This window comes from Lysinibacillus sp. Bpr_S20, from assembly GCF_023337835.1.
GTDB lineage: Bacteria > Bacillota > Bacilli > Bacillales_A > Planococcaceae > Lysinibacillus.
Genome location: NZ_JALNLQ010000004.1, coordinates 442,471 through 457,925, shown reverse-complemented (window position 1 = coordinate 457,925; position 15,455 = coordinate 442,471). Strand labels below are relative to the sequence as shown.

The 15,455-nt window shown below is 38.6% G+C and carries 19 protein-coding genes; 2 read left to right on the top strand and 17 right to left on the bottom strand.

Going from position 1 to position 15,455, the window contains the following annotated elements:
• Positions 1 to 2 precede the first annotated feature (2 nt).
• From rsfS to MWJ95_RS13170, 8 genes are read right to left on the bottom strand one after another with little or no spacing between them, the layout of a single operon-like run.
• Entirely contained in the window at positions 3 to 347 is a 345-nt protein-coding gene (rsfS, locus tag MWJ95_RS13205; RefSeq protein WP_249072648.1) for a ribosome silencing factor, read from the bottom strand.
• The gene (gene yqeK, locus MWJ95_RS13200) at positions 344 to 916 is read right to left on the bottom strand and encodes a bis(5'-nucleosyl)-tetraphosphatase (symmetrical) YqeK (protein WP_249072649.1); all 573 of its coding nucleotides are present in this window, start codon (positions 914 to 916) and stop codon (positions 344 to 346) included. Before yqeK ends, rsfS begins: the two co-directional genes overlap by 4 nt.
• The gene (locus MWJ95_RS13195; RefSeq protein ID WP_249105957.1) at positions 885 to 1,475 is read right to left on the bottom strand and encodes a nicotinate-nucleotide adenylyltransferase; all 591 of its coding nucleotides are present in this window, start codon (positions 1,473 to 1,475) and stop codon (positions 885 to 887) included. The genes yqeK and MWJ95_RS13195 overlap by 32 nt, the downstream gene beginning before the upstream one ends.
• A gap of 9 nt (positions 1,476 to 1,484) precedes the next feature.
• A complete protein-coding gene (gene yhbY / locus MWJ95_RS13190) occupies positions 1,485 to 1,787 on the bottom strand; it encodes a ribosome assembly RNA-binding protein YhbY (protein WP_249072651.1) in 303 nt (100 codons plus the stop codon).
• 5 nt (positions 1,788 to 1,792) lie between these two features.
• Entirely contained in the window at positions 1,793 to 2,623 is an 831-nt protein-coding gene (aroE, locus tag MWJ95_RS13185) for a shikimate dehydrogenase (protein ID WP_249072652.1), read from the bottom strand.
• Between the two features lie 30 nt (positions 2,624 to 2,653).
• Entirely contained in the window at positions 2,654 to 3,757 is a 1,104-nt protein-coding gene (yqeH, locus tag MWJ95_RS13180; RefSeq protein ID WP_249072653.1) for a ribosome biogenesis GTPase YqeH, read from the bottom strand.
• The gene (locus tag MWJ95_RS13175) at positions 3,754 to 4,275 is read right to left on the bottom strand and encodes a YqeG family HAD IIIA-type phosphatase (protein WP_053484739.1); all 522 of its coding nucleotides are present in this window, start codon (positions 4,273 to 4,275) and stop codon (positions 3,754 to 3,756) included. The genes yqeH and MWJ95_RS13175 overlap by 4 nt, the downstream gene beginning before the upstream one ends.
• 36 nt (positions 4,276 to 4,311) lie before the next feature.
• Complete coding sequence (locus MWJ95_RS13170; RefSeq protein WP_249105955.1) at positions 4,312 to 5,094, bottom strand: phosphatidylserine decarboxylase; 783 nt, start codon at positions 5,092 to 5,094, stop codon at positions 4,312 to 4,314.
• Between the two features lie 136 nt (positions 5,095 to 5,230).
• Here MWJ95_RS13170 and pssA point away from each other — a divergent pair, with 136 nt between their 5' ends.
• Together pssA and sigK are read left to right on the top strand one after the other, a co-directional pair.
• Positions 5,231 to 5,731: a CDP-diacylglycerol--serine O-phosphatidyltransferase gene (gene pssA, locus MWJ95_RS13165; RefSeq protein ID WP_249073027.1), complete on the top strand. Its 501-nt coding sequence runs from the start codon at positions 5,231 to 5,233 to the stop codon at positions 5,729 to 5,731.
• 87 nt (positions 5,732 to 5,818) lie between these two features.
• Entirely contained in the window at positions 5,819 to 6,526 is a 708-nt protein-coding gene (gene sigK / locus MWJ95_RS13160) for an RNA polymerase sporulation sigma factor SigK (RefSeq protein ID WP_053484741.1), read from the top strand.
• Positions 6,527 to 6,995: 469 nt separating this feature from the next.
• Here the strand turns inward: sigK and mtnN are convergent, their stop codons facing one another.
• The 9 genes from mtnN to mltG all read right to left on the bottom strand — a co-directional run bounded on the left by mtnN (position 6,996) and on the right by mltG (position 14,680).
• A complete protein-coding gene (gene mtnN, locus MWJ95_RS13155; protein ID WP_249072655.1) occupies positions 6,996 to 7,688 on the bottom strand; it encodes a 5'-methylthioadenosine/S-adenosylhomocysteine nucleosidase in 693 nt (230 codons plus the stop codon).
• Positions 7,689 to 7,754: 66 nt separating this feature from the next.
• The gene (locus tag MWJ95_RS13150) at positions 7,755 to 7,898 is read right to left on the bottom strand and encodes a hypothetical protein (protein WP_249072656.1); all 144 of its coding nucleotides are present in this window, start codon (positions 7,896 to 7,898) and stop codon (positions 7,755 to 7,757) included.
• A 106-nt stretch (positions 7,899 to 8,004) separates the two neighbouring features.
• Entirely contained in the window at positions 8,005 to 8,658 is a 654-nt protein-coding gene (locus tag MWJ95_RS13145) for a YrrS family protein (protein WP_249105952.1), read from the bottom strand.
• Between the two features lie 363 nt (positions 8,659 to 9,021).
• Positions 9,022 to 9,510: a transcription elongation factor GreA gene (greA, locus tag MWJ95_RS13140; protein ID WP_053484744.1), complete on the bottom strand. Its 489-nt coding sequence runs from the start codon at positions 9,508 to 9,510 to the stop codon at positions 9,022 to 9,024.
• A gap of 187 nt (positions 9,511 to 9,697) precedes the next feature.
• Positions 9,698 to 10,336 carry a uridine kinase gene (gene udk / locus MWJ95_RS13135; RefSeq protein WP_249072658.1) on the bottom strand — a complete coding sequence of 213 codons (639 nt, stop codon included), beginning with the start codon at positions 10,334 to 10,336 and terminating at the stop codon, positions 9,698 to 9,700.
• Positions 10,336 to 11,616, bottom strand: a complete 1,281-nt coding sequence (locus tag MWJ95_RS13130) for a peptidase U32 family protein (RefSeq protein ID WP_249105948.1) — start codon at positions 11,614 to 11,616, stop codon at positions 10,336 to 10,338. Before MWJ95_RS13130 ends, udk begins: the two co-directional genes overlap by 1 nt.
• A gap of 14 nt (positions 11,617 to 11,630) precedes the next feature.
• Complete coding sequence (locus tag MWJ95_RS13125; protein ID WP_249072660.1) at positions 11,631 to 12,563, bottom strand: peptidase U32 family protein; 933 nt, start codon at positions 12,561 to 12,563, stop codon at positions 11,631 to 11,633.
• Between the two features lie 5 nt (positions 12,564 to 12,568).
• Positions 12,569 to 13,201 carry an O-methyltransferase gene (locus tag MWJ95_RS13120; RefSeq protein WP_249106064.1) on the bottom strand — a complete coding sequence of 211 codons (633 nt, stop codon included), beginning with the start codon at positions 13,199 to 13,201 and terminating at the stop codon, positions 12,569 to 12,571.
• A 351-nt stretch (positions 13,202 to 13,552) separates the two neighbouring features.
• Positions 13,553 to 14,680, bottom strand: coding sequence for an endolytic transglycosylase MltG (gene mltG, locus MWJ95_RS13115; protein ID WP_249072661.1), 1,128 nt, complete (start codon positions 14,678 to 14,680; stop codon positions 13,553 to 13,555).
• Positions 14,681 to 15,455: the final 775 nt, after the last annotated feature.

Genomic DNA, 15,455 nt, shown 5'->3' with positions numbered 1-15,455 from the left:
ACTTAAGCCTCAGGCATGTCTAGTTGCGGTGCATCGCCCCATAGACGCTCTAAGTTATAATAAGCGCGTTCATCTTTATGGAATACATGCGCTACAACATCTCCAAGATCAACAAGAACCCAGCGTGCTGCATCAAAACCTTCTACACGGCGAATTTCATAGCCCTCTTTCACTGCTATTTCTTGTAATTCACGGGCAATTGCTTGCACTTGGCGATCAGAATTACCATGGGCAATAATAAAGTAATCTGCTAAAAGTGAAATGCCTTGCATATTTAAAACGACAATATCCTCACCATGTTTGTCGTCAATTGCTTTGTAAGCTGATTGTAATAAAGTTGAAGTCATCCTTCACTGTCCTCTCTTTTCATCATATCGTTATAACATTCTATTGATAATGGATAAATTGGTTGCTTTGTGTCAATTAAAAATGCCAATGTATGGCGCACACAAGCACTCATCGCTTTATCTAAATTTTTCTTTGCTTTTTTTCGCAGACGCTCAACACCATCAAATTTACGATTTGGTTCAATCATATCTGCAACAAAAATTATTTTTTCTAGTTGGCTCATACCCACGCGTCCTGTTGTATGAAATCGAATAGCATTTAACATATCCTCATCTGTAATGCCAAATTCGCTCTCTGCAATATAAGCACCTACTGGACCATGCAGTAATTCACTACCCCAGCCAATAAGGCGAGCATCTAATTTTTCATCACGGACAATTTGCTCCATCCATTCGATCTCTGCATATTTCGCAATATCGTGAAGAATGGCTGCTGTCTCAGCCTTTTTTTCATCTTCACCATAAAAATTTGCTAGCTCAATGGCCGTTTCCATTACACCAATGGTATGAATATAGCGCTTCTCAGGCATACGTGGCTTAATCGCCGCTAAGTACTGTTCGCGTTCCATATAAACCTTCCTCTCGTATGAACGTCTCTACCGCTTCTGGCAGTAAAAAAGTAACCGTTCCTCCAGTGGCAAGGCGTTCACGAATCAGTGTGGACGATAAATCGATTTGGGGAGCTTCCACCATTAATATAGGATACTCTGTTGTGGCCTCTGTTCCTGGACGCTTTACTCCTACAAATTGCACAAGCTTCACTAATTCATCAATACAGTACCATGTATGAAGCGAATCAATCATATCGCCACCAATGATAAAGTAAAATTTCACATCAGGCTCTCTTATACACAATGCAGAAAGTGTCTTATAAGAATAGGATACGCCACCCTTATCCACCTCATACGACTCCACAGAAAAATACGGAAATGGACTTATTGCACGCTTTACCATTTCAAGGCGCTCCACATCGCTAGCATCATGGCGTGCAAACTTATGTGGTGGCAACGCATTTGGCATAAAGCGAACCTCATCAAGATCTAATGCGTGCAGTACTTCATTAGCCATCATTAAATGTCCATTATGTGGTGGATTAAATGTCCCTCCCAGTAAACCGACCTTTTTCATCGTTTCACCTTATTTCGCTACTTTTGGTAATACAATCTTTTTATGATTGCGTGACTCTTTATATAAAACAACTGTCAGTCCAATTAATTGCACAAGCTCTGCATGAGCACCTTTAGCAAGTGCTTCTGCCACTTCATGCTTGTCCTCCTCACAGTTATCTAAAATACGTACCTTGATCAACTCTCGTACTTCTAATGCTTCACGAATTTGCTTTGTCATTTCGTCATTAACGCCGCCTTTTCCTACTTGGAAAATCGGTGATAAGTGATGTGCTTCTGCACGTAAAAAACGTTTTTGTTTACCTGTTAACATAAAAATTAATATCCTCCTAATTGCGCCTTTAAATGCGCAATCGCTGAATTTGTATTTGGGTATTCACCAAGCCAATGCTCAAAAGCAATTGCCCCTTGATGAACGAACATTCCAAGACCCGTAACGACGGTTGCTCCTTTTTCCTCAGCCGCTTTTAAAAAAGGCGTCATTAATGGATTATACACAATATCGGCCACAATTGCGCCTTCTGCAAGTCGTTCTAGTGAAAATGGCATTGAAAAATTGCCCGTAGCAAGTCCAGCCGATGTCATTTGCACTAAAATGCCAAAATTAGCTAACGATTTCTCAGCGTCTGCTAAAGAAATAGCATTACCTATACCCATTTCATCGACAATTGCTTGGGCGTTTGCTACCGTGCGGTTTGCAATGGTTAAGTTTGTATAACCTTGCTGTTGCATAGCAAAAGCAATACCACGAGCAGCACCGCCTGCACCAATTAAAAGAACTGGCTTGTCTTTATGCGACATACCAACCGCTTCCTCTAGCGAGCGCACAAAACCAACGCCGTCTGTATTATATCCCTTTAATTTTCCTTCTTTTGTTCGGACAACCGTGTTTACAGCCCCCATTTTTTCGGCTAACTCATCTAGCTCATCTAAATAAGGAATGATTGCTGTTTTATGTGGGATTGTAATGTTCCAGCCACTTGCACCTAATGTTTTCAAGCCAGCAACCGCTGACTCCAAATTTTCAGAAGATACATGCACGGGAATATATGCCGCATCTATCGACTGTTCCTCGAACCAAGTATTGTGCATTGCTGGGGATTTTGAATGCTCAATCGGATCACCAATAACTGCAAACCATTTCTTCATTTTCTAGTCCCTCTTCTCTACTTGTACATCCTAAATAAGTGATGGGCGAATTGAAACTTGTACACCCTTTGGCGCATAAGCCGCTACAACGACATTAGCATGCTGCACAGTAATCCATCCAAGACCAGAGAATACAACATCTGTTTTCGCTTCTTTGATTGAGAACTCATGACGCACTAATGGCGGTAGCTGTTCTATAAATTCGGCAGTTGGTGGTGCAAGCAATTCACCCTTATGCTCTGCATACAATGTATCTGCCTTCTCAAGCTTTGTACGGTGTATTGGTAAGTCATTTGCTACGTGAACCGTAAATGCCGAACGGTCTCCTTGAATAAAGTCAAAACGGGCAAGAGCGCCGATAAATAACGTTTGTCCTGCATTTTGTTGATACACTTTTGGCTTTATTTCTTTTTTAGGCATAATATATTTTAATTCGCTAGAATCAATATGATGTGCCATCTGATGGTGATTAATAATACCAGGTGTATCATATAATGCACTACCATCATCTAATGGAATTTCAATCATATCTAAAGTGGTACCCGGGAAATGAGAAGTTGTAATAATCTCACCTTCACCAGTTGCCTGCTTGATAATGCGATTTATGAACGTGGATTTCCCAACATTTGTACAACCTACAACGTAAACATTTTGTCCATTACGGTACTCATCAATGGCTTCCATTGCTTCAGCCATACCTTTACCTTTATGAGCACTCACTAAAAGTACATCTACAGGTTGTAGACCAAGAGCCTTTGCTTCACGTTTTAGCCAATTAATCACTTTTTTCGGTTTCACAGATTTCGGTAATAAATCAGCTTTGTTCGCGATCAATAACACAGGATTATTCCCTACAAAGCGGTGAAGTCCTGGTAACCAGCTCCCATTGAAGTCGAATATATCAACAATTTTTACGATTAAGCCTTGCTGTGTTCCAAGACCGTTTAATATGCGTAAAAAGTCGTCATCTGTTAATGACACAGGTTGAATTTCATTATAATTTTTCAAACGGAAGCAACGTTGGCAAATGACCACGTCTTTTTCTAATGATGATGTGGGTGCATACCCAACTGCTGTTTTATCTTCTGTTTGAATTGTTGTACCACAGCCAATACAATTTGGCATTTCGTTCATTCTTTTTCCTCCCAAGTAGTAATTCCTTTTCGTTTCAAATTATTGAACACACGTCGTTCAATAAATCGATTAAATTTTGTTACGAGCCCATCTGATTGCGCAACTGGTTTTACTAGTACCGTATGCAAGCCTAAGCGATTTGCACCCATTACATCTGTTAGTAATTGGTCTCCTACCATTACGACTTCCTGTGGTCGTAGCCCTAATTGAATAATGGCACTATAAAAGGCATTACGAAGTGGTTTTCTCGCCTTATGAATATAAGGAATACCTAATGGCTCAGCAAACTGCTTTACACGTGCTTCTTTGTTATTCGACGCAATAATAACACGAATGCCTGATTCTTTCATAATGCGAAGCCAAATAATAAGCTCTTCCGTTGCATCTGCACGGTCCCATTCCACAAGCGTATTATCTAAATCCGTAATAATCCCTTTAATCCCTAAATCCTGAAGCTTTTCCGGTGTAATTTCATAAATACTCGTGACAAATTCATCTGGTAATAAAAAATTATACAAAATAGCGACCCCTAATCTAAACGTATTATTCGACCATTATAGCATATTTGCGAAGGCTTCACCCATTCGAATTGGGCTTCCTTGGACAACATTTTCCGTAAATTTTATTGCATCCTTTTCAAACAGCATTACTACTGTTGAGCCAAATGAAAAATATCCGACTTCTTCACCCTTACGCCACTGCGTAGTTGTATTAGTGAGCACGATAGAGTTAACAAAGGTAGCACCCACTTTAATAAACGCTATCTGTTGATTATTAGCCACTTTCAGCTCCGTTACTGAACGATAATTGTGTGAAATAGGTTTTTTACCGTATGTAAGACCGAGCTGGTTAACAGGATAAGATTTTTGACCAAGCGTATATTGTCTTAGCACTTCCCCATCAATCGGACTGTGTATACGGTGATAATCTGCTGGACTCAAGTAAAACACGATGAAATGTCCATCTGTATATTGTAAAGCACGTTCTGTATGACCAAGTAAATCTTGTAAAGCATACTGTTTCCCCTTTACATGAAATGTCATGTCCCATTCAATACGTCCACATGATTCCACTTTGGCATCCACTGGACTTACAAATGTAGTAGGATTTTGTTCAATTGGACGCGCATCTTCTAAAAGCTCTCGTGTAAAAAAATCATGTAAACTTGAAAATTGTTTTTGTTGTTTTGAAACCTCTTCAAGATTAATGTCGTATACTTTCATGTAGCTAGGAATAATTCGTTTACTCCACTTCGCTTTTGCAATAGATTGCAAAAGATGAGAGGATTGCTTACCATTTGTTAATTCAATCAAGCGTTGATATAATTTTTCTTTCATAAAACAAAACCCCTATCGATTAATTTAGACTGTCAATTTTTTTACTTTAGAAGTATAATGGTACAATATCTTAAGTGCAAAGGAGTGATCCCCCTTGTTTTTTTATCACAAGTTGGTGGATACCACGGTTAAGAAAATGAAATCGCAAGCAGCAAACTTTATCACAATCAGTAATATGTCCTTCGGCGGCGCAGCCATAATGGCTACACTACACGAATATTATAGCTACAGTGTCTTGTTTATCTTTATTGCAGCCCTTCTTGATCGATATGATGGAAAGGTCGCTAGAGCACTCGGACAAGTGTCTGATCTAGGTAAACAATTAGATTCTATGAGTGATATTATATCATTTGGTGTGGCGCCTGCATTATTAATGTATAAAGTTGTCTTAGTCGACTTTGGTTTCGTCGGCATGTCGATGACTGTACTATATATTATTTGCGGTGCGATGAGACTGGCTCGCTTCAATATTACTGATGCAAACGGCTATTTTACAGGGTTACCAATTACAGCGGCAGGTACGATCTTAACTTTAACGTATTTTGCATCGAATACGTTCCAGCCCGCATTTTATCTTTTCCTATTCCCTATACTAGCATTACTAATGATTAGTACAATCACGTTAAAAAAAGTGTAACAGCGCATTAGCTGTTGCACTTTTTTTCATTTAACACAGTTTCATAACATATACTGTCGAAAAATGGGGAAAGGATGAAATCATTCAATGAGCGGAATTTTTACATCTATGTTGCAGTTATGGCTTGAAATCCCAGCGTTACTTGGCTATTTAAAGGGGCAAACATTCCATAAACCCTTTTCAAAAGAAGAGGAAGCTGCTTGTATTGAACGATTTTTAGGCGGTGATGAACAAGCGCGTCTTGATCTAATTGAACGCAATATGAGACTCGTTGCACACGTTGTGAAAAAATTCCACCCAAAACATGAACAACTTGATGATTATATCTCCATCGGTACTATTGGTCTTATGAAAGCCGTAGAAAGTTATACGCCTGACAAAAAAACCCGCCTTGCCACTTATGCCGCCCGTTGTATCGAAAATGAAATTTTAATGCATCTGCGTACACAGAAAAAAGTGCAAAAAGATGTCAGCTTATTTGAACCAATTGGTACAGATAAAGATGGTAATGCCCTACAAATCCGAGATCTCTTACAATGCGATGAAGAAAGTGCCACAGAAAAACTTGAACATAAAGAACATGTTGCACAACTATATCATTATTTGCATATGCTTGACGAACGCGAACTTGAAATCGTTACACTTCGCTATGGCCTAAACCAGCAGGATGCCCTTACACAAAAAGAAATCGCTGCACGTTTAAATATTTCTCGTAGTTATGTATCTCGCATTGAAAAGCGAGCACTTATAAAACTCTATCAATTATATAAACGAGATCAAAAAATTATTGAGTAATATATTGTAAAATGATAACTTTAAAATTTCAATAATTCCATTTCATTATTCTGTCTTGAACCTTGTATTTTTTGGCTCATCATCATAACGTGTGATTAATTTCCAGCTAGAGACGTTTCGAATGGAGCTCCTTAGAAAGCACGCGAAACGTAAAAAAGATCTCTTGCGATGGAATGTCGCAAGAGATCTTTTCTCTTAATGAAATTCTGCTGATTCTGATAGTTCAACTGAAATAAGTGTACCGAGTACCATCGTTATAATAACCACACCTGCTGTTAAAAATAGCATCATGAATGCCTCCCATCTATATATGAAGAGATATAATTAGCAACAGTTTAGCATTAGTGCGACTTTTAAACTGTGATTTTTATCACACTAAAAGCCACTCATTTTGACTATTTTGTGTAGTTTATCCCGAAGATTAATGAAAACTAATCATCAGTAAAATTAAGATAGGTGCCGATTAGACTTATAACGATTCGATAGCTTTTAGTACTATTTGTGTTGAATGCTTTGCAGCGACTGGTAAAAACTCATCGAAGCTAATATTTGATTCTTTTCCAGCAATATCTGATAAAGCACGGATAACAACAAATGGCGTACCAAATTGATAGCATACTTGTGCAACAGCCGCTGCTTCCATCTCCACTGCCTTCATTTGTGGGAAATGACGACGAACAGCTTCTACACGCACAGGATCATTCATAAAAGCATCTCCTGAGCAAATTAGACCAATACCATATTGGTGCTCTCCAACAGCCTCTACTGCCTCTTCAGCTACTTTCATAAGTTTTTCATCTGATTTGTAAGCTGCTGGCATACCTGCCATCTGCCCCATTTCATAACCAAAAATCGTTACATCTACATCATGATGACGAACTTCATCTGAAATAACGACAGCGCCTACTTCAAGATTTTCATCATAGCCTCCAGCAGAGCCCGTATTAATGACTACATCAGGCTTGAATTCATGTAATAGGATTGTAGTTGACATGGCAGCATTGACTTTACCAATACCACTTTTTAATAAAACTACCTCTTTCCCTTTATAGCTTCCTGTTGTATATTCACTGCCTGCAATTGTTGTGCTTTGTGCTTGCTCTAAAGATGCGCGTAAAAGTTCTACTTCCTCTTCCATTGCGCCGATTACTGCAATTTTCATGTCTCTGTTACTTCCCTTCTTCGTACCCTTTTACTTACTCTATAAAAATATTAATTTTCGGAATCATCACCAAAACGAGGGGTTGATTTCCGTTCCAGCTGGGCGCTTTGTTGTTGCTGCCGCTTCGCTTTCGCACAGATAAAACATTTGTTGCTGCCGCTTCGCTTTCGCACAGATAAAACATTTGTTGCTGCCGCTCCGCTTTCGCACAGAGCACAGCTTCCTGGGGCGTCCAGCCTCCACTCCAATCAACTTAGTTACATAGTAGACGTCTAACAAAAGTCATCCACAGCTTTTAAGGATGAACCTAATTTCCTCAATAGGCACCATTTAATGTATTTAGTTGCTCAAGTTTCACTGGTAGCCAACCTTCGTTATCGACCCATTCCATACTAACACGATACATTTTTGTCTTATCTTTCGTAGAAACTGTTGCAATTGCCGAATTAGCGCTACCGTTATTCCCCATACGCCAGATAATCATATTGTCCTTATCGATGCCTGTTGCAGCTGTCACTGTTGCTACCTTTTCAGACCAATCTACAGATTCGCCATCGTAAGAAGACACATGTTGCCCTGTTTGTGTTGTAGGCGTAGGCTGCCAAGTTTTATTTGTTATAACCTTATCTACAATTGGGTTGTCTGACGTAGTTTCTGTTGTTGCTTCCTCTTCAGATGTTTGAGTTTCTTTTGAGGACTCGTCCTTTGTAGGTTTTTCCTCTTGAGCTGTGACATCATTATTTTGCTCTTTAGAAGGCTCTTCCTTCACATCTTCTTTATCTTTCGTCTGCTCTTGTTTCGGCTCGTCTTTCTCAGCTTTACCTGCATCATCCTGCCATTTAAACACAAATGTTGCTGTTATAATAATTAATATCACGACAATACCAATTAAAACATTCAATAGTTTATCTAGCTTTTTATTACGAGATGGCTGCAAATGACGACTGCTTCGAGTTTTTCGTTCACTCATGAAGTCTCCCCCTCTCTAGCCAATATTCTATCAAGTTCAACAGTACTTGCAAAATAATTGTGCTCATCTATTTTTTCACAGAGAAAAATATAGACATCTCGACGTATTTTAATAGATTTTTGGATTATCACCAAAACGTGTGGTTGATTTCCGCTCCAGCCAGTCGGAACGGAAATCAACTTATTTATATAGTATACGTTTTAACAAAAGTCATCCACAACTTTTGGTGATAAACCAGATTTTTACTGAAAACTTATGTAACAATATCTCCTTGGCGTAATTGTTTCGCATTAGACAATGCTGAATGAAGATAAAAGCAGCTAGCTCACCTTTAAAGAGATAAGCTAACTGCTTGTACTAAAATTATTTTATTGAAATAATTTTAACTTTCATTTCACCACCAGGTGTTTGTACGACAACCTCTTCGCCTTCAGCACGACCTAGCAAGCCTTTAGCAATTGGTGATTCATTTGAGATACGGAATTCCATTGGATCTGCCTCAGCCGAGCCAACAATTGTATACGATTCCTCGTCTGTTGATGGTTTTCCATTAATTATTTCTACAAATGAAACCGTTTTCCCTAATGATACTACACTATTGTCTGTTTCATCCTCAGAAATAATAACTGCGTTACGAATCATTGATTTTAAAGTAGAAATTCGACCTTCCAAAAAGGCTTGTTCTTCTTTTGCAGAATCATACTCAGCGTTTTCAGAAAGATCCCCGAAATCACGAGCGATTTTAATACGTTCTACGATTTCCTTACGTGTTTCCGTTTCTAATTTCACTAATTCTTCTTCTAATTTTCTTTTACCTTCAGCTGTCATTGGGTACTGTTTTTCGTTTGCCAAAGTTCTTCACTCCTTGTTTTCGTCAATATAAAAACATAAAACTCGATTAAGTGCCTATTAGGATGCACTTAATCGAATTTTATTATTTTTAAACGGTTTCAAATTACTCTTTGACCTAATAGTATGCATGCCTTTCTGAAATATGTACAGATATGCATGTAAATATTGTCAATACCACTCTATCTTATTACAATACGTTGTCGGTTTCAAGGATAGTTTTAATCTTAGTTACCATTAAATCAATCGCAACCTCGTTATCCCCACCTTCGGGAATAATAATATCAGCATAACGTTTCGTCGGCTCAATAAATAGATTGTGCATAGGGCGCACTGCCGATAAATATTGATCGATTACAGAATCTGTTGTACGACCACGCTCTTTTATATCACGCAATATACGACGAATAATACGTAAATCTGAGTCCGTATCTACAAATAACTTAATATCCATTAGATCACGTAAATCTGCATCTTCTAACACTAAAATACCTTCTAGTATAATAACATCTACAGGCTCAACATGAATAACTTCTTTTGCTCTTGTGTGCTGCACATAGTCATAGACAGGCTTTTCGATGGATTGACGGACCAATAATTTTTTTAGGTGCTCAATTAATAAATCATTATCAAAAGCTAACGGATGGTCATAGTTTGTACCTAAACGCTCCTCAAACGTTAAATGACTTTGATCTTTATAATAAAAATCTTGTTCAATTACAACTACTGAATGATCGCGGAAAACATCATAAATAGCACGGGTCACACTCGTTTTTCCTGAGCATGATCCACCAGCGATCCCGATGACGACTGGACGATTCGTTGCCATTAGTTATTCTCCTTTCGCATCATGTTATGTGGTTTTAATGGTGTGTCGCATTTAAATTTAACAATTTGTAGTGGATGTCTAGCAGCATCTAAGCTATTGCCATCCTCATCCCAAATTTCACCCATTGTAAAACGGAAATTTTCGATTTCTGGCCCAAAGAACTCTACCTCATCACCAGGTTTGAAATAGTTACGTTGTTGCATTGTAACCATTTTCGTTTCTGGGTCATGCTCTAAAATTAAACCTGCAAACTCATACGTCGTTTTACGGCCATGTACACCAAACATTTGCTCCTCGTGGCCAGGCGCATCATGGAAGAATGCTTCGGCCGTATCACGGTTAGCACATTTGTCTAGTTCCTCAAGCCATTCACGTTTAATTTTGAAATTGTCAGGGTCCGCACAATAAGCGTCAATTACTTTTCGATACACCGAAACAACAGTAGCAACATAGTGAATTGATTTCATACGACCTTCTACTTTTAATGAATCAATCCCAAGCTCAATCATATGTGGAATTGCTTCAATTAGCTTTAAGTCTTTCGGACTCATCGCAAAAGGTGCGTGATTATCGTCGAAAAGTGCCTTTTCTTCGCCATCCTCTAGCTCATATAAATCATAGTCCCAGCGACATGATTGACAGCAACCACCACGGTTAGAGTCACGAGCAGTCATATGATTTGAAAGTACACAGCGACCAGAATAGGCGATACACATCGCACCATGTACGAATGCTTCAATCTCTATATCGACTTTTTCCTTCATCAGCTTCATTTCTTCGCCGCCTACTTCACGTGCTAGTACGACACGATGTAAGCCTTCTTCTTTCCAATACTGTACTGCCTTCCAGTTCGATAAAGATTGCTGTGTAGAAAGGTGAATTTCAAGCTTTGGTGCAGCTGTACGGCATGTTTCAATGATGAGAGGGTCCGCTACAATAATACCTGTAACACCCGCTGATTCAATATCTTTTAAATATTGCTCTAAGCCGTCCATATTTTCATTGTGGGCGAAAATATTTGTCGTAACATAGATTTTTGCACCGTATTTATTGGCGAATTCAACACCTTCGCGCATTTCTTCAATTGAGAAGTTATCTGCGTTTGAACGTAAACCGAACTCTCGTCCACCGATAAATACAGCGTCCGCTCCATAGTGAACGGCTACTTTTAATTTTTCTAAACTACCTGCAGGGGCAAGTAGCTCTGGTTTTTTGGTAATGACACGTTTACCGTCTACAATCTCACGGATTTTGTCATTTTGTTCTAATACTAATGCCATGTTCTTGCCACCTCCTAGTAAACTGTTTCCTTGAAGATAAAGCCAGTATCAAGAGGTCTGATCGCAGGCTGAATTTCTTCAATTTTAGCTAATAAATCATCTTTAATATCTTCATACGCATCTTCTGATTCGTCAAAATATGTGTCAATTGCTTGACGATAAGCTTCTGTTGCTGTGACGATATATTCTGGCGTTTGAAGAACACCCTCAATTTTCAATGCATCGATGCCACCTTCGAATAATTCACCAAGCTCATCAATAATGCACATATCGTTTGGACTGAAAATATGTGTACCGTTAGCATCCTCATAAATTGGATATTTATTATTGCGTTCATCATCATGAAGGAACATATTACGGTTTTCCTTACGATTTTCAATTTCCATTACTTTATCCTGATATAAGAAATAATGGCCAAGTAATGGACGTTTTGATTGGAACATACATGTCATCCCATGTACTTGAACCTCAATCTCTACTTCTGTATTTTCTTTAATTTCTAACACTTCATCTAAAGAAAGTTCACGTGAAAGTACAGCACGGGTTGCTCCGCGTTTCCCCCAATAATTTGCTGTGAACCAGTTCGTTGCAGTCGTTTCTGGATTCCAGTGTAGCGGTATTGTTACACCTTGCTCACGGCGGATGATTAAGACTGCTGGGTCACCATAAATTAAACGGTCAACACCAATACGTTGCATTTCTTTTAAATATTCGGCAAGTGCATCCAATTTTTCATTATGGAATAGTGCATTTACCGCAACATAAACCTTTTTACCCGCTGCATGAATCAGCTTAGTAGCTTCTTCCACCTCACTAACAGAAAATTCTCCTGCTAGACGAAGACCAAATTGTTGTTCACCAATAACAAAAGCATCTGCTCCAGCCTGTAAAAGTGCTTTCACATGGTCTACTGATTGCGGTGTTACAAGCAATTCAGGTTTTTTCATAATAGTCACCTCTTCAAACATAGTAATAACCCATCACCTACTGGTAAGAATGCACTTGTATAATCAGGGTGCTGCATAATCCATTCAGTGAAGTTTTTTAAATTACGAATCATTGTACGCTTACGACGCGGTACATCTTTTAAATCCAAATCTGATAAGCCATGCATATACATATTGTCGATATACAGAACTCCTCCTGAGTTTACAAGAGGCGCATACTTTTCAAAAAAGCGTTGATATTGCCCCTTTGCGGCATCGATAAAAACTGCATCGAAGGTTGTTTGGATTGCTTCATCGTTCACCTCTAAGGCGTCACCTTCAATTACCGTAATACGATCTGATACTGTAGAACGGTCGATATAACCCTTTGCTCTCGCAACGCGCTCTGTATCACGCTCGATTGTAACGATTTGCACATTTGGTAAAGCCTCTGCCATTCTTATTGCAGAATAACCAATCGCTGTACCAATCTCTAAAATTTTTGACGGATTTTGAATACGTAACAGTTGATTAAGTGCATCAATACCTGCAAGCTGCATAATCGGTACATGATTCTCCTCCGCAAATGCTTCCATTTCTAAAAGCAATTCATTACGTGGTTGAATAAATGATTGTATATAAGCATCTGATAATTCCATTTTTTCCAATTCACCCTCATATCAATTATGCCTCAACATAGTCCGAAATCGGCTTGTGCATAGGCCTGCAAATGTTTAGAAGGCAACGAGTAATCCTCGTTGTCTGTTCTTCATCATTTAGCAACAAAAAGAAAAAGACCAAACGTGATGTCTTGGTACTTCGTCATACAAAAATGAGCAATTGTTTTTATTAGCTCAAAACAATTGCCACCACGTATATTATTCCGCATTAACGGATTGATTGAATTTTCCCATGCGGATTGAATAAAAATCACAATTTATAATAGCACGAAAATAGAAGGAAAGCTATTTTTCTTTCCTTCTATCCTCATTATTTCTATTTAAATGTACTTACTCTGCCTTTTTCAAATATTTATCTACTTTCTGTAAATGTTCATCATATGTTTTCGAGAAGTGGTTGATTCCTTTTTTATCTGCTAGGAAGTAGAAATAATCCGTTGTACTTGGATTAAGCACTGCCTCAATTGAAGTTTTCCCAGCACCCGCAATTGGACCTGGTGGTAAGCCTTTATTTTTGTAAGTATTATAGGCATTATCAACTTCTAAATCTTTGTATAGTACACGATCTTTATGAGAGCCAAGTGCATATAAAACAGTTGGGTCTGTTTGTAGTGGCATCCCTTTCTCGATACGATTATAGAATACGCTCGCAATCGTTTCTCGATCCGTTTGGGCAGTAGCCTCTCTTTCCAGTAATGAAGCAAATGTTAATAATTGATGTACTGACATTTTCTTTTCAGTTAGAACATCGCGGTAATCTTTCACAACCTTGTCCATTGCGCCTACCATTTCGTCTACAATCGACTCCAATGATGGTTTTTCTTCAAAATAAGAATAAGTGGCAGGGAATAAATAGCCCTCTAAATCATAACGAACATTATCAGCTAAAACCGCATCCGTTACAAGCTCAGGATATTTAGCCTTCATCTGTTGTACAAACGCATTGCTTGTTACTAAATCCATAAATTCTTTTTGAGTATATGGCGTTTTCTTTTCCACAACTTTACCAATTTGTTCAAGTGTTAAACCTTCTGGAACTGTCATTGTAAAGACTGGCTTGCGGTAGACCTTCCCGGTTTTTAAACTTTCGATTAACTCATCCAATGTCATTGCCTGTGTTAAAGCATAGTTCCCTGCTTGGAACTGAGATTCATTTTTAAATTTAGCATAGTATTTAAAAACACGAGCATTTTTAATGACTCCCTTGTCCTCTAGTAGAGTTGAAATAGAGCTTAAAGTTGAGCCAATTGGTACTTCAACTGCTATTGTTTTAGTCGCATCTGGATCTACTGGTTTTAAGGCACTCTTAACATAATTATAGCCAAATAAACCGACAATCCCAGCTATTAGAACAAAAGCAATGGCAACAATAGCAACGATTTTTCTCACAATTTTTACCTCTGATTTTCTTTCCTGCATTTTTGAAAACATTTCTTGTTTTTTTGAACCGTTATTCACGGGTTTCCCCCCTATCACTTCATTATCATACTAGAAATCAACTTTCACGACAAACAGAAATAGATAATTCAGTAGAAATAGCTCACATAAAAAATTAGCTTGCATGGAAAAATTGAGTTTTCTCGAAATTAGAACGTACGGTATTGAAATTTATTTATAAGAAGTTAGATTGATATAGTTTAAATTCCATAATTCAGGAGGTTCTATCCGTAGCTTTGGCTTTACTTTCCTCGATTTCGCCGGTTTTATCCGTCACTTTGCCGGTTCTATCCACGATTTCGCAAGTTCTATCCGTCACTTTGCCGGTTCTATCCACGATTTCGCAAGTTCTATCCGTCACTTTGGCGGTTTCTATCTTTCCATCCTTTTCGAGGTTCTATCCGTCACTTTAGCAGTTTTATCCACGATTTTGCCAGTTCTATCCGTCACTTTGCCGGTTCTATCCACCATTTCGCCAGTTCTATCCGTCACTTTGGCTGTCCTATCATCATTTTAGTCGTTCTATCCGTCTTTGACGGTTCTATCCACGATTTCGCAAGTTCTATCCGTCACTTTAGCAGTTTTATCCACTATTTCGGTCGTTCTATCCGTCACTTTGCCGGTTTCTATCTTTCCATCCTTTTCGAGGTTCTATCCGTCACTTTAGCAGTTTTATCCACGATTTTGCCGGTTCTATCCATCATTTTAGTCGTTCTATCCGTCTTTGACGGTTCTATCCACGATTTCGCCAGTTCTATCCGTCACTTTGCCGGTTCTATCCACGATTTCGCCAGTT

Bases quoted from the DNA above. Each gene is read 5' to 3' on its own strand.
- rsfS (WP_249072648.1), bottom strand. From the start codon at position 347: ATGACTTCAACTTTATTACAATCAGCTTACAAAGCAATTGACGACAAA.
- yqeK (WP_249072649.1), bottom strand. From the start codon at position 916: ATGGAACGCGAACAGTACTTAGCGGCGATTAAGCCACGTATGCCTGAG.
- MWJ95_RS13195 (WP_249105957.1), bottom strand. From the start codon at position 1,475: ATGAAAAAGGTCGGTTTACTGGGAGGGACATTTAATCCACCACATAAT.
- yhbY (WP_249072651.1), bottom strand. From the start codon at position 1,787: ATGTTAACAGGTAAACAAAAACGTTTTTTACGTGCAGAAGCACATCAC.
- aroE (WP_249072652.1), bottom strand. From the start codon at position 2,623: ATGAAGAAATGGTTTGCAGTTATTGGTGATCCGATTGAGCATTCAAAA.
- yqeH (WP_249072653.1), bottom strand. From the start codon at position 3,757: ATGAACGAAATGCCAAATTGTATTGGCTGTGGTACAACAATTCAAACA.
- MWJ95_RS13170 (WP_249105955.1), bottom strand. From the start codon at position 5,094: ATGAAAGAAAAATTATATCAACGCTTGATTGAATTAACAAATGGTAAG.
- pssA (WP_249073027.1), top strand. From the start codon at position 5,231: ATGAAATCGCAAGCAGCAAACTTTATCACAATCAGTAATATGTCCTTC.
- sigK (WP_053484741.1), top strand. From the start codon at position 5,819: ATGAGCGGAATTTTTACATCTATGTTGCAGTTATGGCTTGAAATCCCA.
- mtnN (WP_249072655.1), bottom strand. From the start codon at position 7,688: ATGAAAATTGCAGTAATCGGCGCAATGGAAGAGGAAGTAGAACTTTTA.
- MWJ95_RS13145 (WP_249105952.1), bottom strand. From the start codon at position 8,658: ATGAGTGAACGAAAAACTCGAAGCAGTCGTCATTTGCAGCCATCTCGT.
- udk (WP_249072658.1), bottom strand. From the start codon at position 10,336: ATGGCAACGAATCGTCCAGTCGTCATCGGGATCGCTGGTGGATCATGC.
- MWJ95_RS13130 (WP_249105948.1), bottom strand. From the start codon at position 11,616: ATGGCATTAGTATTAGAACAAAATGACAAAATCCGTGAGATTGTAGAC.
- MWJ95_RS13125 (WP_249072660.1), bottom strand. From the start codon at position 12,563: ATGAAAAAACCTGAATTGCTTGTAACACCGCAATCAGTAGACCATGTG.
- MWJ95_RS13120 (WP_249106064.1), bottom strand. From the start codon at position 13,201: ATGGAATTATCAGATGCTTATATACAATCATTTATTCAACCACGTAAT.